Origin of the sequence: Cystobacter fuscus, assembly GCF_002305875.1 — a bacterium.
Classification (GTDB): Bacteria; Myxococcota; Myxococcia; order Myxococcales; family Myxococcaceae; genus Cystobacter; species Cystobacter fuscus_A.
In genome coordinates, this window is sequence record NZ_CP022098.1 from 2991768 (window position 1) to 3013672 (window position 21905).

A 21905-nucleotide genomic window follows, 5' to 3' on the forward strand; every position below is an offset into this window, starting at 1 on the left:
CCCAGCGGTCTGCGCGAAAGACAACAAACGCAGTGCGGTGAGAGGGGACGTGTCGTCGCCAGGGGTGGGGATAAAACGGGATTAAACCCGAAAAAATGAGCGAACTGCTCAATACGGATTGTCGTGACCATTGCTGGTACGGCGAGGCAGACACTCGTGTGTCGTCTCGGGCTCTTGAAAATTCATCTCTCAAGGAGAAGCTGACTTATGTGGCGACAGGGACTGCGTGGTTTTGCGAAGACTTTCTTGTCCACGGCGGTGGTGGTCTCGTCGTTGGGGATGGGACTTGCCGCGCAGGACGCGGCCGCGGCGTGTCGAGGCGGCTGGGCCGAGGGAACGGCCTACAACGTGGGTGACGGGGTGACGTACAACGGCGGCAAGTACTCGGCGCTCGTTTCGCATACCGCCTGCGTGGGTTGCGGCTGGAACCCTGTCGCGGCACCGTCGCTGTGGAAGACGGGCGGCGATTGCGGCACCACCACCCCGCCGCCCACGGATCCCCCTCCCACGGGCACGGGCATCGCCGCCATCCTGAGCGAGTCCACGTTCAACTCGATGTTCCCCGGCCGCAACGGCTTCTACACCTACTCGGCCCTGGTGGCCGCGGCGAACACCTTCCCCGGGTTCGCCACCACGGGTGACACCGACACGCGCAAGCGCGAGGTGGCCGCCTTCCTCGCCAACATCGCCCACGAGACCGGTGGCCTCGTCTACATCGAGGAGATCAACAAGAGCGTCATGTGTGACACGAGCTGGGGCCCTCCGGGCTGCGGCTGCGCGGCGGGCAAGATGTACTACGGTCGTGGCCCCATCCAGTTGTCGTGGAACGGCAACTACTGCGCCGCGGGCAACGCGCTCGGCGTGGACCTCAAGAACGATCCCGACCGGGTCGCGCGCGATGCCACCATCGCCTGGCGCACCGGCCTCTGGTTCTGGATGACCCAGGCGGGCGCGGGCCCCCGGCCGGCGCATGACGCCATCGTCAACGGCTTCGGCTTCGGTGGGACCATCCGCAGCATCAACGGCGCTCTCGAGTGCGATGGCCGCAACCCCGCCCAGGTGCAGAGCCGCGTGAACAGCTACCTGAACTTCACGAGCAAGCTCGGCGTGAGCCCCGGCGGCAACACCGGCTGCTGAGCCACCCGGCTCGAGGGGCGGAACCCGGGGATTCGGGTTCCGCTCCTCATCACCAGGGAGTTACAGCGGGGGACGTGCCTTGCGCACGCTCTCGCGCGCCTCCATGCGGGCCACCCAGGCCTTCACGTGGGGGAAGGCCTCCAGCTCCAGTCCCATGGGGCCGCGCAGCATCAGGTTGGAGACGAGTGAGAAGTCCGCGATCGTGAGGGTGCCGCAGAGGAACTCGCGCTGGGCGAGCACCCCGTCCAGGACGCCGAGATCCCGGCGGACCTTCTCCAGGCCGGCCACGTACTTCGCCTCGTCCTTCTCCCGGCCCAACATCTTCGCGTAGACGGTCTCCATCAGCACCTCCGTGGTGGACGGCCCCAGGGTGGTGGCCTGCCACTGTAGCCACTGCTGCACCTGGGCGATGCCCCGGGCGTCCATGGGCATCAGTCCACTGCCGGGCTTGAGGGCCGCCAGGTAACAGAGGATGGCGTTGGACTCCCAGATACAGAAGCCGTCGTCCTCCTCCAGGACGGGCACCTTGCCGTTGGGGTTCTTGGCGAGGAACGCGGGCGACTTGTGCTCGCCCTTCATCATGTCCAGGGAGACCAGGGTGACGGGCAGGGCGAGCTCGTGCACGACGGCGAGCACCTTGTAGGCGGCGGTGGAAAGCGGTGGGGCGTACAGCTTCATCGGGGTGGACTCCTGTGTCGGGGGTGAAACGGGGCGCACCCTAGCGGAAGTTCGGGACAGGGTCCGCCCATGGGCCCGGCGCGTCTGGCGCCTACGGGTGTCCGAGCTCCCTCGAGCACAGCTCCGCCATGCGCTGCAGCAGCCAGCGCGTCGCGGGCCCCTTGGCCAACTCCGGGCGGTGCACGACGGACAGGGACAAGAGCCAGGTGTCCTCCCCCCAGGCGGCGGTCTCGAGGCGCACCAGTCGCCCACGGGCGAGGTCGTCCTTCACCAGGTGCTCTGGCATGTTCCCCCAACCCAGCCCCGCCAGGAGCAGCGCGTGCTTGGTGCTCAGGTCCGCGACACGCCAGGTGTTGGAGGACAAGATGGCCTGATCTTCCGTCCGGCCCATCCCGTCCCGCTCGCTCAACACGATATGGACGTACTCGGCGAGGGCCTGGGTGGTGAGCCGGCCCTGCACCTTGGCGAGAGGATGTTCCCTGGCGACGACCGGAATCATCCGGACGGACGTGAGGTGTTGCCGCGCCAGACCCTGGGCCGATGCCGCTGGACCCACCACGCCCACCTGGCAGCTTCCATCGAATACCCGGGCGGACACCCCGGAGAGGGTATCCGTGTACAGGCGAAGCTGAACGGTGGGGAACTTCACCGCGAACTCCTTGCACAGGTCCACGAGGGCACGAACGGGCAGGATGGCGTCGACCACCAGGGAGACGCTGGGCTCCAGACCGCTCACGAGCGCCTCGGCCACACGCCGGAGCGAATCGACCTCGGCGCAGATGCGCCGGGCACTGGCGAGCAGTACGCGTCCCTCCTCGGTGAGCGTCGGAATCTTGGTGGACCGATCCCAGACGCGCACACCCAACTGGGTCTCGAGGTTGGCCATGGCATGGCTCACCGCGGACTGGACGCGCTTGAGCTTCCGCCCCGCCGACGAGAAGCTCCCCTCGTCGACGACGGCGATGAAGGTGCGGAGTTGATCCAACGTGACGGCATCGAGCATGCGGCCATCATGGCCCAGGGCTCGGGGGGCGGGCGCTCCTCCCGTCAGGGGACGGGCCGCGAGGAGTGCGCGTAGAGCCACCTGTAGAGCAGCTTCGTCAGGCGCGGCATGAGCACCCAGGTCAGCATCGCCACGGGCAGGGCCGTCGAAAGCGATACCCTCACCAGGTAGGGGAGCTGCGTGGGGATGACGAGTCCCAGCAGCAAGGCCTGGGGCAGCAGCGCGAGCCAGGTCACCAGGGCCATCTTCCATCTGGGCGGCGGTACCTGGGGCGAGGGCCGTCCCGGAATCGTGAACCACGTCTCCAGGCCGCTCTGGACGAGGGCCTGTCCCGGCGCGGTGGCGTGCGTGTCTCCCCGGCTCAGCAACTCCACCGTCTCCGGCAACGCGCGCCACCGCTCGAGCTCCGCCTGGCTCGCGAAGCGCAAGAGGATGAAGTAGTCGTCCTCTCCCGCCATGAACACACTCGAGCCCTGATGGTGGGGGAAGCGGGCCGCCGCCGCCATCAGCTCCTTGACCCACTGGTCGAAGGCGTGCCGCGCGCCGGGCTTGACGCGTCTCTCCATCACGATCTTCACGGGCTCCGCGCCGCCCTCGCGGACCATCACCTCGTTCATGCGCCTCTCCTTCACGTGGGGCCCGTCAGAAGACGAAGCAGTCACAGCCGCTGTTCCATAACCCGAAGGGGCTGGCCACGTGGGAATGAGGATGCGCGTGAGGATGCTGATGCACGCATCCCGTGGGGTGGAGCGGGGAGGCGCTCGCGCCCTGCGCGCCTCCTGGCAGGGAAACGGGTGACCAGTCCGGGCTCACGGGAGGCAGGGGCGGTGCGAGGGGGCCGAAAGCGCCAGCACCGTGGACGACCTTGCCGTCAACGATGGTCAGCACCGACTCGAGGTGCTTGATCTGCTCCTCGGGCACCGAGAAGTAGTCGGCGGAGAGCACCGCGAGATCGGCCAGCATGCCCTCGGCGATGATGCCCTTGTCCCGCTCCTCGCCGGAGAACCAGGCGCTTCCGTTGGTATACAGGCGCAAGGCTTCCTCCCGGCTCATGCGGTTGGGAGCGGGGTAGAGCGCGGTACCTCCCACGGTCTTGCCGGTGACGAGCCAGTACAGCGAGACCCAGGGATTGTAGCTGGAGACCCGGGTGGCGTCGGTCCCCGCGCCGACGGGAATGCCCAGCTCGAGCATCCGCCGGATGGGGGGTGAATGGGCCGCGGCGTCCGCGCCATGGCGCGCGACGAAGTGCTCGCCCTGGAAGGACATCCGGTTCTGGATGGCGATGCCCCCTCCGAGCGCCCGCGTGCGCTCGAGGTTGCGCGGCGAGATGGTCTCCGCGTGATCGAACCACCACTTGAGGCCCTGGAAGGGCACCTCCCGGTCCACCCGCTCGAAGACGTCCAGGAAGCGCGTGATGGACTCGTCGTAGGTGGCGTGCAGGCGGAAGGGCCAGCGGCTCTGGACCAGGTGGTTCACCACCGCCTCGAGCTCCCCCTCGAGCGAGGCGGGCAGATCGGGCCTCGGCTCGAGGAAGTCCTCGAAGTCCGCGGCCGAGAAGACCAGCATCTCGCCGGCGCCATTGAGCCGGTAGAAGGCATCTCCCTGGCCCGGCCGTACCGTGGCCGTCCACTTGCGGAAGTCCTCGAGTTCCCGCGAGGGGTGCTGCGTGAAGAGGTTGTAGGCGATCCGCACGGTGAGCTGCCCTTGCGCGTGCAGCTCCTCGATGACCTTGTAGTCCTCCGGGTAGTTCTGGAAGCCGCCCCCCGCGTCGATGACACTCGTCAGGCCGAGCCGGTTGAGCTCGCGCATGAAGTGGCGGCTGGAATTGAGCTGATCCGCGTAGGACAGCTTGGGCCCCTTGGCGAGCGTCGAGTAGAGGATGGTGGCATTGGGCCGGGCGATGAGCAGTCCCGTGGGATTGCCCTGCTTGTCCCGCTGGATCTCCCCGCCGGGGGGATTGGGGGTGTCCCGGGTATAGCCCACCGCCCGGAGCGCGGCCCCGTTCAACAGTGCGAGACCATACAGATACAGGATGAAGACCGGCGTCTCGGGCGCCGCGGCGTTGATCTCCTCGAGCGTGGGCAGCCGCCGCTCGGCGAACTGGAACTCGTTCCAACCACCCACCACGCGCACCCACTGGGGCGGCGGTGTCCGCTGGGCCTGTGCACGCAGCTTGCGCAGCGCGTCCGCCAGGGAGGGGACTCCGTCCCAGCGAAGCTCCAGGTTGTAATTCAGCCCGCCCCGGATGGTGTGGATGTGCGAGTCGATGAGGCCGGGGATGACGGTGCGGCCGCCCAGGTCGATGACCTGCGTGGCCGGCCCCCGCCAGGCCATGATGTCCTTTTCGCTTCCGACGGCGCCGAAGCGGCCGTCCCGGATGGCCACCGCGTCCGCGCTCGTCTGGTGTGCGTTCCCCGTCGCGATGCGACCATTCTTGAGGATGAGATCCGCGGTGGCCATGGCGTTTGTCGGGCTCCTTCGTGGGTGACTTATTTCTCTTATTTCCGGTGGGCTGAAGGGAGAATCCGCATTGTATTCATGCTTCCCATCAATGGACGAGATGGACGGAGCGTCCATGTATTTCCCACTGGACAGTCAACACCTTCTCCAACACCTTGAGGGTATTCAACGGGGAACAATGATTCCCGATGACAGCCAGGAGAAAGTCATGCGTCTCATGATGAAGCAGGGGTGGCTCGCCCTCGGAGTGGTCCTCTCGCTCAGCACGCCATTTTCAGGGCTCGCCGCCGATGCGAAGACGCCCGAGAAGAAGTTCGATGCGCCGATGGGTGTCTCGTTGTCCGTCAAGCAGATCGGTCCGGTCACCCAGGTCACCGATCTGCAGATCATCTGTGTGTTGAAGCACGATCCCGCGGGTGATCAGTACATCGAGGCGATGCAGGACTTCAATGACAAGCAGGGCGGGCTGCTCTCGTCGCTGCGCGAGCGGGGCGAGTTCGTGGGGGAGCTGGGCGAGACCTTCCTCTACACGCCGCCGCCGCGTTCCATCACGCCGAAGCGGGTGCTGCTGATTGGCATGGGTGAGGCCAAGGACGTGTCGTTGGACAAGCTGCGCCTGGTGGGACGGATCGCGCTGCGCGAGGCCGTGCGCCTGGGGGCGAAGAACGTCTCGTTCGCGCCCACGCTGCGTGACCAGGGCAGCACCCTCATCGATGTGGGCGAGGGAGACGCGGCCGTGGTGGAGCAGATGCTGTTGGCCTATGACACGGAAAAGCGGTTGCAGCAGCAGGGCCTGGCGCCCAAGTTCAACCTCTCGTCCTGGGTCATCGAGGCGGGTCCAAAGTATTTCGAGGGCGTCACCACCCACGTGGGGGAAGCCGTCAAGGCCGCCAGCGAACAGATCAAGCAGCGCGTGGACAAGCCGTACGTGAACGCGGCCCCGGCCCCCGCGCGGTAGCCGGGGATTGCCTCGCCTCCCTCCCTCCAGGGCGAGGGAGGGGCGGCGGAGGGTTGTCGGGTACGCTGGAGGCGCCTTCGCGGATGCCCTGGTGGCCCGGGTACCCGCGGCCACCTCGGTAGGGCACCCCGGATCCGCTCCGGCTCGAGCCCAACTTCCAGTGTGCCCCCTCGTACTGGTGGCGTGTCCCATACTGGACCATCGCCACGTACGAAGGGGTCACCCGCGCTGTTTCTTCACCTGGATTCAATTACAAACCAGGAAAGCCAGACGGCAATCCCAATTCCCATGCGCTTCCCGGGTCGGCCGCACCCCAGCCGACGTGGATGACCCAGACTTCCCACCGGGCGAGAAGCCTGTCACGCTTACCTACCAAGCTTCTGGCTTGGGATGGCCACACAGCCCGTGGCGGCGTGGACCCGGAGAGGAGTTCGGCATGTCTGAGTATTCAGGAATTCACGGCATGTGGAGCGAGAACGAGGGGACCCGGGTCCGAGCGGCGTGGTCGCCTCGGCGGCAACCGGCTCCCCTCGGGGCTCACGCGGCCTTCCGGGCCGCCTATGGCCGGTTGCGGCACCTGGCCGGCATCACCCAGGGGCCGGCGGTGCTCGGGGTGGCGGTGGACGGCCGCGGGCACGTGGTCGAGGCGGTGATTGTCGAGCCTGGCCACTCGTTGATCATCGGCCGGCATACCGGCTGTGGGCTCCGGCTTCCGTCCGACACCGTCTCGTTGCGGCAGCTCGCGTTGTACGCGCAGTCCGGCGCTCCGGGCGCCGCGCCGGACATCCGCCTGTGGGACCTCAACACCGAGCAGCTCTTCCTCACCGAGGACGGCGAGCCCAACGCGGCGGTCATCGCCCAGGGCCTGCTCTACGCCGCGGTGGAGGAGTACGCGCTCCTGTTCATCCCCACCCGGGGGCCCTCCACCTGGTCCTGGCCGGAGCGGGCCGAGGAGGCCTGGGAGGCGCTCCCGCCACGCCACTTCATCGATCAGCGGGCTCCCTCCTCCGATCGCCGTCGGCATTCGCGCCACCTCCGGCTGGATGGCCAGGAGTACCACACGAATGTCACCCGGCTGGGCCCGCTGATGCTCCTGAGCGGGCACGAGCGGCCCGAGGCCGCCTGGGGCTCGCTGCGGCTGGTGGGCGCGGAGCGGGCGGAGGAGCACCACATCTCCCTGGCGCGCCTGGAGCAGGGCGTGCTGCTGGGCCGCTACGAGCGCTGCGGTATCGTACTGGCGCAGGAGGGCCTGGGCCTCTCGCGCGTGCATCTGCTCCTGGTCCGCATGGGCGGAGAGGTGCTGGCCATCGACACCGCCAGCACCAACGGGACCTGGCGCGGCCCCGTCGAGGTCCAGACGACCGTGCTGGAGGAGTCGGACTCCCTCGAACTGGGGGAGTCCCTCGTCCTCCACTGGCGCCGCCTGCCCCGTCGCTCCTCCTGACGGGGGGCTCCCGAGCCCGGGCCTCCCGGGGGGCATCCTCGGGGGTTGCCAGGCTGCTCGGGGGGCCGTTCCCGGTCTTCCGATGGCTCGGTCCCAGGGCGGAGGTCACTGGCAGAGGTTAGACTCCGCCAATGCACTCCAGCCCATCCAGCCGGCCGTCTGTCGTCGTGGCGGAGCTCGGGCCCACGAATACGGGGAAGACCCACCGCGCCATCGAGCGCATGCTCGAGCACGACTCGGGCATCATCGGTCTCCCGCTTCGCCTGCTCGCTCGGGAGGTCTACGACCGGGTGACCGCTCGAGTGGGCGAGGGGCGGGTCGCGCTGATGACAGGGGAGGAGAAGCGCCTGCCCCCGCGTCCCGACTACTGGATTTGCACCGTCGAGGCGATGCCGCTCGATCGGCCGGTCGACTTCCTCGCCGTGGATGAGATTCAACTCGCCGCCCACCGCGAGCGCGGGCACGTCTTCACCGATCGCCTGCTCCATGCGCGGGGACGCCGGGAGACCTGGTTCCTCGGCGCGGACACGATGCGGCCCATGGTCCAGGCGCTCATCCCCCAGGCCTCGGTGAAGCGCGCCACCCGCCTGTCCCAGCTTCGTTTCTCCGGGCGTCACTCCCTCAAGAGCCTGCCTCCACGCTCGGCCGTGGTCGCGTTCTCCGCGGACCGCGTGTACGAACTCGCCGAGGCACTGCGCCGCCTGCGAGGCGGGGTCGCCGTGGTGCTGGGCGCGCTCTCCCCGAGGACGCGCAATGCCCAGGTGGCGATGTACCAGGCCGGTGAGGTGCAGTACCTCGTGGCCACCGATGCCATCGGCATGGGGCTCAACCTCGACCTCAACCACGTGTCCTTCGCGGCGCTCTCCAAGTACGACGGCGCCGAGCAGCGAGACCTCTTCCCGGACGAGCTGGCCCAGATCGCCGGCCGCGCGGGGCGCCACCTGAATGACGGGAGCTTCGGCACCCTGAACACGCTGCCCGAGCTGTCTCCGCGGGTGGTCTCGGCCATCGAGTCCCACCGGTTCCCCGCGGTCCGCAGCCTCATCTGGCGCAATTCCTCGCTCGACTTCTCGAGCCCGGAGTCCCTGCTCGATTCGTTGTCGCGAGCTCCACGCAATAGTGCCTTCATCCGCGTGGAGCGCGCGGACGACTTCGATGCGCTCAAGGAACTCTCGCACGTTCCCGCCATTCGCGAGGTGGCCACCGACCGGGCCTCGGTCGAGTTGCTGTGGCAGGTCTGCCAGATTCCGGACTTCCGCAAGGGGCTCTTCGGCCAGCACGTCGCGTTGCTGCGGGAGACCTTCCTCCAGCTCTCCGAGGGGGACGGGAAGCTGGAACAGGCCTGGCTGTCCCGGCAGGTGTCTCCGCTCGATGATGTGTCCGGGGACATCCACACCCTGATGGATCGGCTGGCCGCCATCCGCATCTGGACGTACATCAGCCATCGGTCGAGCTGGCTCCACGACGCGGAGCACTGGCAGGAGCGCACCCGCCGCATCGAGGACGCGTTGGGTGACGCCCTGCACGAGCGGCTCGTGGAGCGCTTCGTGCAGCGGGCCGCGCGCAGGAGCGCACGCCGCTTCGTGAGGGCCGCCGCGCCCTCCGCCGCCGGGTCGGACAGCCCCTTCGCCAGACTGGGGCTCCTGCTGGGAGAGGTGCCGGGCGCGGACGGCGCGGTGACCGAGGAGCAGTTCGTCCAGCGGGTGGTCGACGCGACGCATGAGGACTTCCAGGTGGACGCGTCCGGAAGCATCTCGTTCGATGCGCAGCCGCTGGCCCGTCTGGTGCGTGGCAAGGACCGGCGCTCCCCGCAGATCGCGCTCGCGGAGCCGGAGGTCTGGACCGGAGGCGCGCGGCGGCAGCTCGAGCGCCGGCTGGTGGCGCTGGCGAGGGATCTCGTCACCGAGGCCATGGGGGGCTTTCCCGCCGAGTCCCTCGCCGGAGCGGATCGCTCCGCGGAGACGCGGGGCCTCGCCTACCGGCTGGCCGAGGGGCTCGGAGTGATTTCCCTGGGGGAGGCGCGCGAGCAGTGGCGGTTGCTGGACGATGAGTCCCGCGAGCGCTTGAAGACGCTGGGGGTCCGCGAGGGACAGCGCTTCTTCTACGTCGCCGAGGCGCTCACACCGCACGCGCTCGAGCGGCGCTGCATGCTGACGGCGCTGTTCCTCCAGGGCCCTTCACCCAAGGGGATTCCGCGCGAGCCGGCGCTCGAGGTCCCCCAGTTGGGCGGCCTCAACGCGCGAGCCTTTGGCTACGAGGTGCTCGGGAGCGTGGCGTTGCGGCTCGACGTCGTCGAGCGGCTCAGCGAGGCGCTGCGCCACCCGCAGGGAGCCCGGCAGGTGCACACGCTCCTGCGGGAGCTGCGTCTGGAGAGCGGTGTTCGCGCGCGGGTTCTGCGGGAACTCGGAGGCCAGTCCGGGGGCGCGCCGGTGAAGCGGCGGCGGCGACGGCGGGGAGGCGGCAATCGTGGCGCCCATGGACCACCGGCTCATGTCGGCGCGCACCAGAAGCCTCGAAGGAGCGGGACGGCCGGGGAGGGGAGTGTCCAGGGGGCAGGTCCCAAGCCCGATTGATGGGGTCGGATGGGGTACTCAGTGAGCGCGCGCGAAATACCGCGCCAATCGGCGATGCCGATGCGCGAAGAACGCCGCCACCACGCGCGCCAGGAGGGGCTGAGCCCACAGCAACCCCCATCGCGGCACGAACGTGATCCGATCCGTGATCTCGGTCGAGCCGCCCCGCGCGACGAGGCAGCGCTCGTGCTCCCAGCGCCGCATGCTCGCCATGGTCGACTTCTCGTGGAAGCGATGGCCCGGCTCCAGCTCGGCGATGGTCAAGAGATCGTAGTCGAAGGGGAGCACTCCGAAGAGTCTCAACCACGCGCGGCCAAGCGGCACTCCCACGGGGAGGGTATCGAGGTGGAGCACGCCGACCCCGCGCGGAGCGCTCATCGTGAGCCAGGGTCGCATCTCGTCATTGATTCCCTCGGGACTCGCGATGCGCTCCCATACGGACCGAAGGGGCGCGTCGATCGTGCTCGTTCGCTCGAATACCGTGGCCATTTCATCCATACGTGTTCGTGAATCCCCAGTATCACATCTGAGCACTCTTACTCTTCGTGGTGGGCGTTACCTGTCACTGACATGTCAGTCCCACGCCCTCTTCGCGTTCCGCCACCTCCCTTCGAGGTCCTTCCCCTCGGGACACGGCTCATGGGCGGCGTGGCCGGGCGATTGCAGTGCCTGGAAACACCGCGCTGCCCCAGCGTGGAGCGTTCCCAACGCACCCAACCTGAATCCCCATCCTGTCCGGAGAATGCCATGAGCAAAGCGAACACCCGCGAGAGGTGGACACACGGGGCCATGATGGGCGACGCCACCGAGGCCCTGTACCGGGCGGGCGAGGCCGCGCGGCGCGAGGCCCACCGGGTGCTCCAACTGCCGGGCGTGGCGTCTCCCAGCGCGTCCGTGACGCTCGAGACCGCACGCGCCCATGCCCGGGACTACCTCGAGTACGGAGCGCCCCGGACCACGCGCGCGGTGGCCGATCTGCTGGGCTTCAGCAACCTGTGGCGAGCCACCACTGGACGCATGCGCCAGCTCGCCGCCATCCGGAACGCCCAGGACCGCGAGACGCTCGCCCAGGGGCTCCGGCTTCTCCTGAGCGCCGCGCGCACGCGGCTGGAGTTGCTCTCTTCCCTGTGCGGGACACTCGAGCGCCTGGCGCGGCCCGGCGTGCCGCCCCAACGCCCCGACACACTCGCCGCGGCCCTCGTCGAGACCGTGGCGGCCGCCCAGGCCCTGCACCGCGAGTGGGAGGCATTGACGCGCGCGCTCGACGCGGCGGTGGCCCGGCTGGAGTCCGCCGACGCCGAGGCGAGTGCCTGGCTGGCCGATCGCCTCGGGGACGCGGAGTTCGGCTGGAACCGGGCCCACGCCACCGCCCAGCGGCTCCAGCGCGAGGCGATGCCCCCCGTCTGACGTTTCCCTTCCCAGCAGATGACCGGCTCACTCTCCACGGGTCCTAGGAGGGCTGCTGGAGCAGCACGTACAGCGCCTAGAGGATGCCGCCGAAGCCGAACATGCCGAGCACCAACCAGCCGACGAGCTGGCGGCGGCGGTGCCATTTCGGGCCCGGAACGGCGCTCTTGCGCTCCTGACAATCCTCGCACAGCGGGGGCGAGCCCTGGACGTCACAGCGCGCGCACAGGAAGGTGTCACACCCCGTACACACGGCCGTGGAGACCTCGCCGTGCACGGGACAGGGAGGGGGCGCCTCCTCCTCCACGCCGGCGGCGAGCGCGGCGGCCCGTTCTTCCGGCGTCTCCACCTCGGACTCGAGCAGGGCGCGTGCCCGCTCGAGGTCCTTCCAGGCAACCAACACTCGCACCTCGATGATGGCGCCGCCCATCGCGGGGCCGAGCATCCCATTGTGATGCTCGCCTTGGACGACGCAGGCGATGCCATCCGCGTCGAGCAGGGAGCGCAGCGCCGAGGCCTCGAGCGCATCGGCACAGGTGGTGAGCAGACAGAGATCCGACTCCGATGCCGACGTGTGCATGGGAACTCCGGGGCAAGAGGCCATGGTCCACGGCCCGTGCCCTCCCACCGTGGGAATGTCCCGCTCTCGGGACCAGGACCAGAGCGCGTCCGCTGTCACTCGCGCAACAGCGGGGACGGACGATGAAATCCGGCGAGGCTACAAACTCTGAAGCGATCGTCAACGCTACGTCAGCCTGGCCTCCTCCAGAGCGGGCGAGGTCACGGTCAAGGAAAGCCTTCATGACCACTCACGGCTCGACGCCATGCCTCCATCGGCCTGTCGTGTCCTTTGAATAGACACAAAGCTGCAAAACGAAGTCCTCGACGTGGGTGGACCGGCCCGTGTCGCGGTAATCGAAGCGGATGGTGAGCGTGGGGACCGCTCCGGCAGTTGAAGCGGAGCGACGAGCATTGATGTGATACCGGCCCCCTCCCGGTCAAACGTCAGGTAGAATTCGGCTCCACACCCGACGTCGAGGTCGCGCGCCCATGCCCCACAAGCTGGCCCTCAATATACTGGACGTACTGAAGAAGGCGAACCTGCCGAAGCATGTCGGGGAGCCGGGGGCATGGTATCAGCGAGTCATCCTGGCATTGAGCAAGGTGAGCCAGGTGAATGATTTGTTGGACGCGCTGGCTGATCTGGAAGGAATGATCAGCGCCTACATCACACTCGAGCTGAGCCGCTATCAACCGACCATCAAGATCGCCAATCAACAGGACCGAAGCGCTACCATCCAAGCGCTCGCGAGCATCCTGTTCAAGGCCTATCGCCTCGTGGCCGCCAAGGCTCGGTCCATGGTGCTGACAGGAGATCAGGATCTGAAGACGGTCGCCGCGCGCATCACGCTCAAAAAAGAATCCGCGGGCAACAAGTCGGCCCTTCAGTTCCTCGAAGAGGTGGACGGCTTCGTCATCATCAGCCTCATGGTCGCCAACCGCTCTCCCACGGGTCAGCGCCTGGTCCAGCGCCTCGCGGCCGCGAATGCGACGGTGAGCCTCCGAGTCGTCTACAAGGAATCGCCGAGCAGCTTGCTGGCCTTCACCGCCGGAGGAGGCGCCTACTGTCAGGCCGCTCCTGTCCAGGGCAACCCTTTCGAGGATCCGGCGCTCCACGCGCGAGCCAAATCCATTGCCAAGGGCGCCGGTGGACCCAGCGAGCTGGGGGCCCCGGTGTGGTTCGAGGAAGAAGAGAATCGCAGCGCGGGGATGTTGGAAGCGGACTCGTTCAAGCATCAGAGTGTGGACGTCGCGCTCGGCAAGATCCTCATGGGCTCCATCTCCTTCACGCGCGACAAGGTGCCCTTCTTCACGCCCCCTCGCATCGAGTTGCTGCACGAGCTCATCCATGTCCTGCACAACGCACGCGGCTCGAACCGGGAGGCCATCAGGGTCCTCTCGAATGTCGAAGAAGACGCCTGGCACAACGCGGAGGAGTACTGGACCATTGCCGGCGGCAACATCTCCGAGAATGCCTTCAACGCCACCATTGGCGCACCCGACCGCTATGGTCACGGAGGCCTGGTCCTGAGGGGCCTCGAGCTGTCGTCGCCTTTTGCTCAGTACAGCATTCAGCAGCACGCCGGCTTCTGAGTAGGTGAGCAAAAGTCCCCCATTCCTCTCATCGCTCCGAATTCCCCGGTCGGCTCGACCTGGGCCGCTTCGATGGCGGCCTTCCCTGTGGCGCGTGTTGCTCGTGCCCGTCCACCTCCGCGACGAGCGCGTCGGTATTATGCTACCCTACCGCTCCCGCGCATGCCCAGCCGTCACAGGACCCGAACGCTCCCCTCCGCTCCGAGCCGCATCGCCGATGCGGGCGCCTCGCTCGCGGCGCGCTGCGTGTTCCGCCAACGCGAGATGGATCATGTCTTCCTGGGAGTGACGTGGCTGTCGCCCGGCATCGTGCACGTGACACGCGGCCAGAAGCTCATTCGCGCGGATGGCACGGACCTGCAGGTGGACGCGGGTGGCTATGTCTGGATTCCAGCCGGTGCCCAGCTCGATGTGAGGAACGTTCCCCACGAAGGAGAGTACGCGGCGGAAGCCCTCGTTCTTTCTCCGCAGCTGGCCCGGTGGCTTCCACCCCAGCCCGTGAAGAACACTCCCCAAGAGCTTCGGCGTCTGTCCACCACGGGAAACGCCGAGGTCGTGGAGGCCTGGCATCGGTGCACGCGTGGCCTGGCCGATGGCGCCCCCCAGGAGGTGCTCCGCCACCGTCTGCTGGAATTACTCGCCTGGTTGGGAGAACTCGGCATCGATGCATTCGGCGCGAGCGGGAGCGTGCGCCTGCGCGTCAAACGCCTGTTCTCGGAGACTCCAGGCAAGCCCTGGCGCCTGGGTGACGTGGCTCGCCAGCTGGCCATGAGCGAGGACACGCTCCAGCGCCACCTCACCCGGGATCGCGCGAGCTTCCAGGAACTGCTCGGCGAGGTGCGGATGGAACACGCCCTGTTCCTCCTCTGGACGACGGAGCGCCCGCTCGGACTCATCGCCGAGGACGTGGGCTACCTGTCGGCATCACGCTTCGCGGCACGCTTCCGCAAGCGCTTCGGCGTGCTGCCCTCCGAGTTGCGCAAGGGGCGCTGAGAATGCGGTCTTCGGCACATTGATTGCGGTTCGCGGGCGACCGCGTCCTGACGGCCGACGTTACGGTGTCCTCGGTTCTTCCATGAGGAAGACCGAAGGAGACACCCGTGCAGTCCGTCTTGAGATCGATGTTCGCTGTTTCATTCATGCTGGTCGCCGCGTGCACGAGCGCGCGCACCGGACTCAATCCAGGAGGCATCCCCGTGAAGACCAATCCCTATGCATCCCTTCCCCCCGCCGAGAGCTTCACCCTGGAGAGCACGGACGTCCGTGACGGTGAAGCGATGCCCGTGGCACAGCTCAGTGGCCTCTTCGGCGCTGGGGGACAGGATGTTTCCCCTCAGCTGTCGTGGAGTGGCTTTCCCGCCAACACGCGCGGTTTCGCCGTCACCATGTACGATCCCGACGCGCCCACGGCGAGTGGCTTCTGGCATTGGGCCGTGGTCGATATTCCCGCGAGCGTGACGAGCCTTCCCACGGGAGCCGGCTCGGAAGACGGCTCGAAGTTGCCTCCGGGTGCGTTCCAGCTTCCGAACGACGCGCGGGCGAAGCGCTACCTTGGCGCGGCACCGCCTCCGGGGAGTGGCAAGCACCGCTACTACATCGTCGTCCACGCGCTCGACGTGGAGTCGCTCCAGATTCCTCCGGACGCGACCCCCGCGTTCCTGGGCTTCAACCTGCTCGGCCATACGTTGGGCAGGGCCATCCTCACGCCGACATTCGAGCTTTGAGCCGAGCGCTCCAGACGCTTCCGTTGCCCTGACTCACCAGGTCATTGCCTGGGGCGGGGCCTTGAAGCCCCTGCGCCAGGGCTGAGTCACCACTTCTCGGGCGGGGGGACGAACACGCCGAACACGCGCGTCTCCTCGCCGGCCTCGGCGTCCAGCTCCTCGGTCGCCACCATCCACCCCTTGGGGAAGGCACGCAGCTCCAACGGGGGCTCTCCTCCCGCGTACCCCTGCACCGTGGGCTGAAGCTGCGCCCGGCGAGGCCCCTCCTCCCGCCCCAGTCCCGTCCACAGCCGCCCCAGCCACCGCGGCTCCGGCGGCTTGCCCTCACCCCGGAAGTGGTGGTGGTCGAGCTGCTCGCACGCCGAGCCCAGGTAGTCGATGTCGGACTCGCTCTCCGGCCACTGCTCGAAGAGCGTCACGCGCAGGCCCCCATCCGCGGTGGGCGTCAACTCGATCGCCGCCAGGAGGATGTTCTGCTGGAGCAGCTCCGCCCCCTTGTATCGCTCCCGAAAGGTCATCCCCCACAAGCGGACGGTCTGGGTGGGAGCCTGGCCACGCCGTGCATCCCCGAAGGCGGCGGCGGCCAGACACACGCCCTTGTAGTTGGAGGGTGTCTCCGGAACACAGCTGTCGCTGGTGGCCAGCTCCTTCACCCATCCGGCCCGATGGGCGGCGCCGGGCGCCTCCTTCATGGCCAGGGGGCTCTGGGTCGTCTGGGTCGTCTGGGTCGTCTCGGACTGCTTCCTCTTCGTGCATCCCGCGGCGCCCAGCATCACCGCACAGCTCACCACCATTCCCATCGGAAACATCCTCACGTCACGCTCCTCCGTGCGCATTCGCTCGAATATCCGAAATTCTATTCCAGGTTTCCGGATCCCGTTCGACGCGCGGGCGGCGCCAGGGTCAGACGGGGACTCGCCTCTTCCCGGGCCCGCCCTATGCTCGGGGCGTCACGAAAGAGAGCCCATGATCAAGATCTACAACTTCCCGCGAGGTGCCCGTGGCCTGCGCGTGATGTGGCTGTGCGAGGAGATGGGGCTGCCGTACCAGGTGGAGAAGGTTTCCTTTCCGACGAGCGACGCCTACCGCGCGCTCAAAAGTTCCTGACCGAGCAGGTGGGTACGAGCCCCTTCCTCGTGGGCCCCCAGCTCACGCTCGCGGACATCTCCCTGTGCACCGCGCTGGGTATCTGGCGCGGCGCGCTGGGCCGGACGATGCCGGACACGCTCTCCGCCTACTGGGAGCGGCTGCAGGCGCGCCCGGCCTACCAGCGCGCGATGCAGGCGAATACGTAGAGGGCCGACGTCTTCGCTCCAGTTGTTCTGAGGCTCGCCATTGCCCACCTGGCCACTCCGCCCCGCTGCGCGATGGCGGTGACGAGCGCCTCCAGCCGGGGAGCGCCCCGGGCGTCTCCGGGTAGAGGGCTCAGGACTCCCGGCGCTCGGAGGTCTCCGGCTTGAGCGCTCCCGCCAGCGCCAGCATCTGCGTCACCAGTGTGGTCAGCGCCTGGCCCTCCTGGGCGCCTGCCGCACCGCCAATGCTCACCGAGCGCAGCTCCTGGGGCTGGGGCAGCTTCTCGGCGATGGCGGGCAGCAGCTCCACCAGCCGCGCCTGGAGGTTGGCCGGGGTCCGCCCGTTGAGGATGCGCTCGCGGTCGTCCTGTAGCTCCAGCTCCGCGCGGGCCTGCCGGTTGGCCGCCGCCCGCTCCGTGTCCAGCACGTCGATGGCCGCCAGCGCCTGTCGCTTGCGCTGCGCCGCCTCCACCTCCTGCTTGAGCTTCGCCAGCTCCGCCTCCACGGCCAGCCGCGCCTTCTCCAGCTCGGCGTTCTGCAGCGCCGTCTGCTGGTGCTCCACGGCCAGCTTCCGCGCGTCCTCCTCCTCGCGCTGCCGCCGCCGCAGGTGCTCGGCCTGCTCCCGGTCGTACGCCTCCGCCTCCTTGCGCGCGCGCAGCATGGACAGCTCGCCCTCGCTCTCCAGCCGCATCCGCTCGCGCGCCTGCTCCACCTCCTGCTCCCGGTGGGCAATGGCCTCCTCCGTCTCGAGCGTGGCCAGCCGCGCCACGCGCTCGCGCTCGGCCCGGAAGGGCTTCTGCAGGCTCTCCCACAGCCGCCCGGAGCTCACCACCGCCTCCTTCACCTGCACCGTGACGATCCGCAGCCCCAGGCCCTTGTCGCCCCCGCCCAGGCCCTCGGCCACGTGGCGCAGCCGCGCCGTCAGCTCCTCGATGATGGGCTGCTTGTCCGAGAGCACCGCGTCGATGCTCATGGTGGCCACCTTGTCCTTGATGGCCGCCTCCGCCTGCTCGCGCAGCTGCACGTTCACCACCCGCATGGGCTCCTCGGCGTCCGTGAAGTCCAGCTTCTTGTAGGCCGTGGCGAAGTCCTCGATGATCCACTGCACGTAGCCCTGCACCAGCAGCCCCTGCAGCTCGCGGCAGATGCAGTGCGCGTTGATGAGGATGGTCTGCATGGCGCCCGGGACCACCAGGAACGAGTCCGTGGCCGGGTTGAAGGGGAAGGACACCCCCAGGCCGATGTGCAGCGGCTGCGCATGGCCGCGCCGGGTGTGCACGACGTAGGCGTTGGGCGGCACCACCACCGTCTTCCACCGCCAGAAGCCCGTGATGCGCACGTCCACGGCGTTGCCTGGAATCTCGCGGGGGGCCGCGACGGCGGCCAGCGCCCGGGCCCGGCCGCCCATGGGCGCCTGCACCTGCGCCACCATCTTGCGGGCCTTCAGGTCCACCTCGACGCGCTGCTGCTGCTCGCGCACCTGGTCCAGGTACTCGTTGCGCACCGGCTCGTGGTTGTTGTGGATGCTGTTGTTCGCCGACATCGTCACGGACCCCCAGGGCTCCGGTGGGCCGCCGACCGCCGGCGAGCCAGCACCCGGAGGCTCTGGCGCCCATCTCACCACATTCCCGGCTGTGCCAGGGTCCCGGGGCCGAAGAGCTCATTCCAGCCCCCCGTAGAATCGCCGTTCCCATGGGAGGCGCTGCGCCTTCGCCATACGGCCGAACACGGGCGCTCGGGGATCGTCATCGGAAGGACGATAGACCCGCGACAGGCGCTTTCCGAGCCAGGCTGGGTATGCTCGCGAGCACGTCCCCTGGAGGCAGCCCGTCATGGAAGACATCCTTCCCAACCTCATTCCCCCGGTCCTCTCGCTGTTGGGCGGCCTGTTGGCGTTCGTGATCCGGGAGGACTACCCCCGCGAGGGGCGAGCGCTCTCCCGGGGCTCCTGGTCCGCGTTCTTCGTGACGGCCGTGGCGGCGGCCCCCGCGGTCCTGTTCGCCGCCAGCACCGGCTTCAAGCCCCTCGGGATGATGTTCATGCTCACCCTGATACTGGCCATGGGGAGCGCCGTCGTGGGGCTGATCGTCTTCATCATCGGCTGGATCTCGGGATGGAAGGCGACCCCGGAGGACGACGCGGCCGCGTCCAGCGCACCTCCCGCCTGATCCTCCCCAGTTCCCGGCTCAGGGATGCGTGGTGCCCTCCCGCGGGGGGCACAGGCACACCACGGCCTCGAGCTGCCCAGGTGTCAAAGAACTCGTTCCGGCATCTTTTGCTCTCCGAGTAGTTCCTGCGAATCGTCTGACACCCTTCTTGGGGGCCCCGCACCGTCACTCTCGGGAACGTCATGTTCCCGCCTGTGGAGCAAGGCCCGGGGCGCGAGTAGTGCCGCCGCCCCATCCACTGAGTGTCAACGTAGTTGTTGCGTCAAATGACCCAACTGTCAAATGACCCAACTGATGGGGCACCACGGAGGTACTGCTGGAGTAGGAGTAAGCGGCGCAGCCCCTCTCGGTCTCTCTGCATCAGCTCGCCCCTCAACAGTCCGCCCATCCTTCTATACGCACACCGCAGCGAACTCCGGATGGAACTCTAGAAAACTGTTCGCGCCGAGTAGCCACATGCGCGATGAGTGGATATAGGCACGGCACTCGGCTTGAAATTTGGAGCGGCGTACTCCTCATGATAGACAAGTAAGGCTATGGTCAAGCCTCTATCGTATGCAACTCTCATCTCCCCTAAGCGAGTGCGTACCTCCTCGATTCCGAATCGCTCCTTGGCGACCGAGACCGATAGCGACCATGGACGGGTCCTTTTTTCCACCGCCTGGAGGCGGTTGCAGCAAAAGGCCCAGGTCTTTCCCCTCGAAGACAACGCTGCGGTCCGTAGTCGGCTTACTCACTCCATGGAGGTTTCCTACATTGGGCGCCTCATCGCTTTGGAAGTGATTGAGACGGCGCAACAGAAGAAACTATCCAGCTCCTGGGGACTGAAAGATCGAGAGATCCCGTTTCGAAACATTGTTGAGACGGCGTGCCTGACTCACGACATTGGCAATCCCCCGTTCGGTCATTTCGGAGAGCATGCAATCCGCGAATGGTTCGAGAAGCATGCGATTAATGCGCTGCGAGAGTCCATCAAAGGGCTAAAGGCCGCACAGCTTGCGATATTTAGGGATAAGCTTTTGCCGGACTTCACAACGTTTGATGGTAACGCGCAGGGGCTTCGCATTCTAACGAAGCTGCAGTGGAATACCGACGAGTTCGGCCTCAACCTCACGCTTAGCCAGATTGCAGCCTTCCTTAAGTACGTGCGGCCTCCCTATATGAAGGCCAAGCCGAATCGGCCTTTCGAGAAGAAGCCTGGCTTCTTTTTTTCGGAGGAACCCATTGTGCGAGAGGCATGGAGAGTCCTTGGACTCAAGCAAGGACAGCGCCACCCACTCGCTTACATCATGGAAGCGTCTGATGATATCGCTTATTGCTTGAGCGACATCGAAGATGCGCTCGAAAAAGGAATAACTGACGAAGAGCGGTTCCGAAACGCCCTTGAGAAGATCTGGCAAGATGAAGCCAGTAAGGCAGGGGTTTTGGCCACAAACTTCCTGCCAGAGATCCTGAGAAAAGCTTGGGAAAGCGGAGCAAAGTCTCGTGCGAAAGGCGCTAGTTTTTTCACGTTCAAGACGAACTTTACTCGTGAACTCACATCGAAGGCTGCCGAGCTTTACGTAGAGAACCACGATCAGATTCTGAATGGAACAGCCCAGTCTCTGCTCGAACTCTCAAAGCCGCACAAGGCTGCACTCGATTCACTCAAGGCTTATGCGCGTCGGAACATCTTCACGACAACGGACGCCGAACACCTTGAGCTCGCTGGATTCCAGGTCGTGAAGGGGCTTCTTGAGCACCTGCGTCCGTTGCTGGTTTTGCCAGCGGACAAATTTGCCACAATGGTCGATGGCAAGAAACTTTCGGGTTTCGACCTTGAACGTCGGCTGTTCAATCTCCTGCCGAAGAAACACCTGCTCGCATACGAAGAAGCGGTGCATGGGAAGCATCGGCCAGCCAAGGTCCCGTCCGAGTTGGTTGAATGGTTCGCCCGCGCCCACCTGATGGTGGACTTCATCTCCGGCATGACTGACCGGTATGCGCTTGAAACATACCAACTTCTCGCTGGAATCAAGGTGTAGAGATGACCATCGGCGAGACACACCCCTCGGCAAAGGTCATAGAATTCGCGCGCACTCTCGGAAGCGGCACTTCCTTCGAACTGAGTTACTACAACTACAAGCCTCAATCGCTACTTGATGAGCGCCGAACTTTCAGGATCGCCGCGAAAGACCTGAACGAGAAGAAGGTCGCCGAGTTTCTTTCAAACCTTCGCCCAAACGAAGAGCTTGCTTTTCACTCAACAATAATTGTTGGCACCAGAAGGCGACTGCACCTACCCTTGATCGACTTCGCTGGAAAACTTGAAAACGAATCCCTCTCGCTGGTCGAGCAAATACTTGGCGCGAAGCTCTTCCAGGCTCTTCTGCTGTATCAGAGTGGGCGTTCGTTTCACGGGTACGTGTTTCGACCTCTCACAGGGGCCGAATGGATCAGGTTCATGGGCAGCCTCTTGCTGATGAACCTCCCTGGACAGCCCCCAATTTCCGATGCGCGGTGGATCGGCCATCGACTTCGAGCTGGCTTTGCTTCACTGAGGTGGAGCAGAAACACACCTCAATATCTCGCTTATCCGACGCTGGTGTCTGCGACATTACCGGGCTTCGCGAAATCGCCTCAGTGCTGAGCTGGCGGAATCCCACCGGCTCCCCCAAGCGGAAGACGGCTCCCTGTAAGAGTTCCGTTGCCAGGACTCCTCCCAGCAAACAGGCATGCGGCTGCTCGGATCGTCTTTCCAGCAAGCAGGTATGCGGCAGCACCCTTATTAGGAAAGTCGATTTGTTCCAGCAGGTCGAAGCTGTCTCGGCGGGATCGCTGCTCGCACTCAACAAAGGGGTGAAGGGGACCAAAAAAGGACCAAACCGAACGGACGCGCCTGGACCCGTCCGGACAGATGGGCGCCCC

At 66.5% G+C, this 21905-nt stretch carries 21 protein-coding genes; 13 read left to right on the forward strand and 8 right to left on the reverse strand.

Translation table 11 applies throughout. The features are described from left to right. Positions 1-207 precede the first annotated feature (207 nt). Complete coding sequence (locus tag CYFUS_RS12410; protein ID WP_095985405.1) at positions 208-1137, forward strand: glycoside hydrolase family 19 protein; 930 nt, start codon at positions 208-210, stop codon at positions 1135-1137. Positions 1138-1197: 60 nt separating this feature from the next. Here the strand turns inward: CYFUS_RS12410 and CYFUS_RS12415 are convergent, their stop codons facing one another. From CYFUS_RS12415 to CYFUS_RS12430, 4 genes are all read right to left on the reverse strand, one after another. Further along, the gene (locus CYFUS_RS12415; RefSeq protein WP_095985406.1) at positions 1198-1815 is read right to left on the reverse strand and encodes a glutathione S-transferase family protein; all 618 of its coding nucleotides are present in this window, start codon (positions 1813-1815) and stop codon (positions 1198-1200) included. A 91-nt stretch (positions 1816-1906) separates the two neighbouring features. Continuing rightward, positions 1907-2818 (reverse strand): LysR family transcriptional regulator, encoded by a 912-nt coding sequence (locus tag CYFUS_RS12420; RefSeq protein WP_095985407.1) that lies wholly within the window; start codon positions 2816-2818, stop codon positions 1907-1909. Between the two features lie 44 nt (positions 2819-2862). Next, on the reverse strand, positions 2863-3435 hold the full coding sequence (locus CYFUS_RS12425; protein WP_095985408.1) for an antibiotic biosynthesis monooxygenase: 573 nt from the start codon (positions 3433-3435) through the stop codon (positions 2863-2865). A 25-nt stretch (positions 3436-3460) separates the two neighbouring features. Then, the gene (locus CYFUS_RS12430; protein ID WP_095985409.1) at positions 3461-5278 is read right to left on the reverse strand and encodes an amidohydrolase; all 1818 of its coding nucleotides are present in this window, start codon (positions 5276-5278) and stop codon (positions 3461-3463) included. 208 nt (positions 5279-5486) lie between these two features. Here CYFUS_RS12430 and CYFUS_RS12435 point away from each other — a divergent pair, with 208 nt between their 5' ends. From CYFUS_RS12435 to CYFUS_RS12445, 3 genes are all read left to right on the forward strand, one after another. Beyond that, the gene (locus CYFUS_RS12435; RefSeq protein ID WP_095991965.1) at positions 5487-6236 is read left to right on the forward strand and encodes a M17 family peptidase N-terminal domain-containing protein; all 750 of its coding nucleotides are present in this window, start codon (positions 5487-5489) and stop codon (positions 6234-6236) included. A gap of 436 nt (positions 6237-6672) precedes the next feature. Beyond that, complete coding sequence (locus CYFUS_RS12440) at positions 6673-7680, forward strand: FHA domain-containing protein (protein WP_095985410.1); 1008 nt, start codon at positions 6673-6675, stop codon at positions 7678-7680. 131 nt (positions 7681-7811) lie between these two features. Continuing rightward, positions 7812-10253, forward strand: coding sequence for a helicase-related protein (locus tag CYFUS_RS12445; protein WP_095985411.1), 2442 nt, complete (start codon positions 7812-7814; stop codon positions 10251-10253). A gap of 18 nt (positions 10254-10271) precedes the next feature. On the opposite strand, the gene CYFUS_RS12450 is transcribed toward CYFUS_RS12445, so the two are convergent. Further along, a complete protein-coding gene (locus CYFUS_RS12450) occupies positions 10272-10742 on the reverse strand; it encodes a hypothetical protein (protein ID WP_232537522.1) in 471 nt (156 codons plus the stop codon). A 258-nt stretch (positions 10743-11000) separates the two neighbouring features. Here CYFUS_RS12450 and CYFUS_RS12455 point away from each other — a divergent pair, with 258 nt between their 5' ends. Further along, positions 11001-11660: a hypothetical protein gene (locus CYFUS_RS12455; RefSeq protein ID WP_157758400.1), complete on the forward strand. Its 660-nt coding sequence runs from the start codon at positions 11001-11003 to the stop codon at positions 11658-11660. 76 nt (positions 11661-11736) lie between these two features. Here CYFUS_RS12455 and CYFUS_RS12460 read toward each other — a convergent pair whose 3' ends face one another. After that, the gene (locus tag CYFUS_RS12460) at positions 11737-12240 is read right to left on the reverse strand and encodes a DUF2007 domain-containing protein (protein WP_198316559.1); all 504 of its coding nucleotides are present in this window, start codon (positions 12238-12240) and stop codon (positions 11737-11739) included. 470 nt (positions 12241-12710) lie between these two features. Here CYFUS_RS12460 and CYFUS_RS12465 point away from each other — a divergent pair, with 470 nt between their 5' ends. From CYFUS_RS12465 to CYFUS_RS12475, 3 genes are all read left to right on the forward strand, one after another. Next, positions 12711-13814, forward strand: a complete 1104-nt coding sequence (locus tag CYFUS_RS12465) for a hypothetical protein (protein WP_095985415.1) — start codon at positions 12711-12713, stop codon at positions 13812-13814. Positions 13815-13976: 162 nt separating this feature from the next. Then, positions 13977-14807 carry an AraC family transcriptional regulator gene (locus tag CYFUS_RS12470; protein ID WP_157758401.1) on the forward strand — a complete coding sequence of 277 codons (831 nt, stop codon included), beginning with the start codon at positions 13977-13979 and terminating at the stop codon, positions 14805-14807. 107 nt (positions 14808-14914) lie between these two features. Continuing rightward, the gene (locus CYFUS_RS12475) at positions 14915-15538 is read left to right on the forward strand and encodes a YbhB/YbcL family Raf kinase inhibitor-like protein (RefSeq protein WP_232537523.1); all 624 of its coding nucleotides are present in this window, start codon (positions 14915-14917) and stop codon (positions 15536-15538) included. Positions 15539-15624: 86 nt separating this feature from the next. Here the strand turns inward: CYFUS_RS12475 and CYFUS_RS12480 are convergent, their stop codons facing one another. Further along, positions 15625-16353, reverse strand: coding sequence for a hypothetical protein (locus CYFUS_RS12480; RefSeq protein ID WP_157758402.1), 729 nt, complete (start codon positions 16351-16353; stop codon positions 15625-15627). A gap of 151 nt (positions 16354-16504) precedes the next feature. On the opposite strand from CYFUS_RS12480, the gene CYFUS_RS52590 reads away from it, so the two are divergent. Further along, positions 16505-16645 carry a hypothetical protein gene (locus CYFUS_RS52590; RefSeq protein ID WP_232537524.1) on the forward strand — a complete coding sequence of 47 codons (141 nt, stop codon included), beginning with the start codon at positions 16505-16507 and terminating at the stop codon, positions 16643-16645. Positions 16646-16653: 8 nt separating this feature from the next. Continuing rightward, the gene (locus CYFUS_RS52595) at positions 16654-16833 is read left to right on the forward strand and encodes a glutathione S-transferase family protein (RefSeq protein ID WP_420042688.1); all 180 of its coding nucleotides are present in this window, start codon (positions 16654-16656) and stop codon (positions 16831-16833) included. Between the two features lie 130 nt (positions 16834-16963). On the opposite strand, the gene CYFUS_RS12490 is transcribed toward CYFUS_RS52595, so the two are convergent. Further along, positions 16964-18373, reverse strand: coding sequence for an SPFH domain-containing protein (locus tag CYFUS_RS12490; RefSeq protein WP_232537787.1), 1410 nt, complete (start codon positions 18371-18373; stop codon positions 16964-16966). A 289-nt stretch (positions 18374-18662) separates the two neighbouring features. On the opposite strand from CYFUS_RS12490, the gene CYFUS_RS12495 reads away from it, so the two are divergent. From CYFUS_RS12495 to CYFUS_RS50535, 3 genes are all read left to right on the forward strand, one after another. Next, positions 18663-18998 (forward strand): hypothetical protein, encoded by a 336-nt coding sequence (locus tag CYFUS_RS12495; RefSeq protein ID WP_095985420.1) that lies wholly within the window; start codon positions 18663-18665, stop codon positions 18996-18998. Between the two features lie 536 nt (positions 18999-19534). Then, positions 19535-21022, forward strand: coding sequence for a dGTPase (gene dgt, locus CYFUS_RS12500; RefSeq protein ID WP_095985421.1), 1488 nt, complete (start codon positions 19535-19537; stop codon positions 21020-21022). A gap of 2 nt (positions 21023-21024) precedes the next feature. Beyond that, positions 21025-21627 carry a hypothetical protein gene (locus CYFUS_RS50535; RefSeq protein ID WP_157758403.1) on the forward strand — a complete coding sequence of 201 codons (603 nt, stop codon included), beginning with the start codon at positions 21025-21027 and terminating at the stop codon, positions 21625-21627. Positions 21628-21905: the final 278 nt, after the last annotated feature.

What these genes read in the sequence shown, in the direction of transcription:
- CYFUS_RS12440 (WP_095985410.1), top strand. Translation starts at nt 6,673, where the DNA reads ATGTCTGAGTATTCAGGAATTCACGGCATGTGGAGCGAGAACGAGGGG.
- CYFUS_RS12445 (WP_095985411.1), top strand. Translation starts at nt 7,812, where the DNA reads ATGCACTCCAGCCCATCCAGCCGGCCGTCTGTCGTCGTGGCGGAGCTC.
- CYFUS_RS12495 (WP_095985420.1), top strand. Translation starts at nt 18,663, where the DNA reads ATGGAAGACATCCTTCCCAACCTCATTCCCCCGGTCCTCTCGCTGTTG.
- CYFUS_RS12425 (WP_095985408.1), bottom strand. Translation starts at nt 3,435, where the DNA reads ATGAACGAGGTGATGGTCCGCGAGGGCGGCGCGGAGCCCGTGAAGATC.
- CYFUS_RS12420 (WP_095985407.1), bottom strand. Translation starts at nt 2,818, where the DNA reads ATGCTCGATGCCGTCACGTTGGATCAACTCCGCACCTTCATCGCCGTC.
- CYFUS_RS12410 (WP_095985405.1), top strand. Translation starts at nt 208, where the DNA reads ATGTGGCGACAGGGACTGCGTGGTTTTGCGAAGACTTTCTTGTCCACG.
- CYFUS_RS12450 (WP_232537522.1), bottom strand. Translation starts at nt 10,742, where the DNA reads ATGGCCACGGTATTCGAGCGAACGAGCACGATCGACGCGCCCCTTCGG.
- CYFUS_RS12415 (WP_095985406.1), bottom strand. Translation starts at nt 1,815, where the DNA reads ATGAAGCTGTACGCCCCACCGCTTTCCACCGCCGCCTACAAGGTGCTC.
- CYFUS_RS12435 (WP_095991965.1), top strand. Translation starts at nt 5,487, where the DNA reads ATGCGTCTCATGATGAAGCAGGGGTGGCTCGCCCTCGGAGTGGTCCTC.
- CYFUS_RS12470 (WP_157758401.1), top strand. Translation starts at nt 13,977, where the DNA reads ATGCCCAGCCGTCACAGGACCCGAACGCTCCCCTCCGCTCCGAGCCGC.
- CYFUS_RS12490 (WP_232537787.1), bottom strand. Translation starts at nt 18,373, where the DNA reads ATGTCGGCGAACAACAGCATCCACAACAACCACGAGCCGGTGCGCAAC.
- CYFUS_RS12460 (WP_198316559.1), bottom strand. Translation starts at nt 12,240, where the DNA reads ATGCACACGTCGGCATCGGAGTCGGATCTCTGTCTGCTCACCACCTGT.
- CYFUS_RS12455 (WP_157758400.1), top strand. Translation starts at nt 11,001, where the DNA reads ATGAGCAAAGCGAACACCCGCGAGAGGTGGACACACGGGGCCATGATG.
- CYFUS_RS50535 (WP_157758403.1), top strand. Translation starts at nt 21,025, where the DNA reads ATGACCATCGGCGAGACACACCCCTCGGCAAAGGTCATAGAATTCGCG.
- CYFUS_RS52590 (WP_232537524.1), top strand. Translation starts at nt 16,505, where the DNA reads ATGATCAAGATCTACAACTTCCCGCGAGGTGCCCGTGGCCTGCGCGTG.
- CYFUS_RS12465 (WP_095985415.1), top strand. Translation starts at nt 12,711, where the DNA reads ATGCCCCACAAGCTGGCCCTCAATATACTGGACGTACTGAAGAAGGCG.
- dgt (WP_095985421.1), top strand. Translation starts at nt 19,535, where the DNA reads ATGGTCAAGCCTCTATCGTATGCAACTCTCATCTCCCCTAAGCGAGTG.
- CYFUS_RS12430 (WP_095985409.1), bottom strand. Translation starts at nt 5,278, where the DNA reads ATGGCCACCGCGGATCTCATCCTCAAGAATGGTCGCATCGCGACGGGG.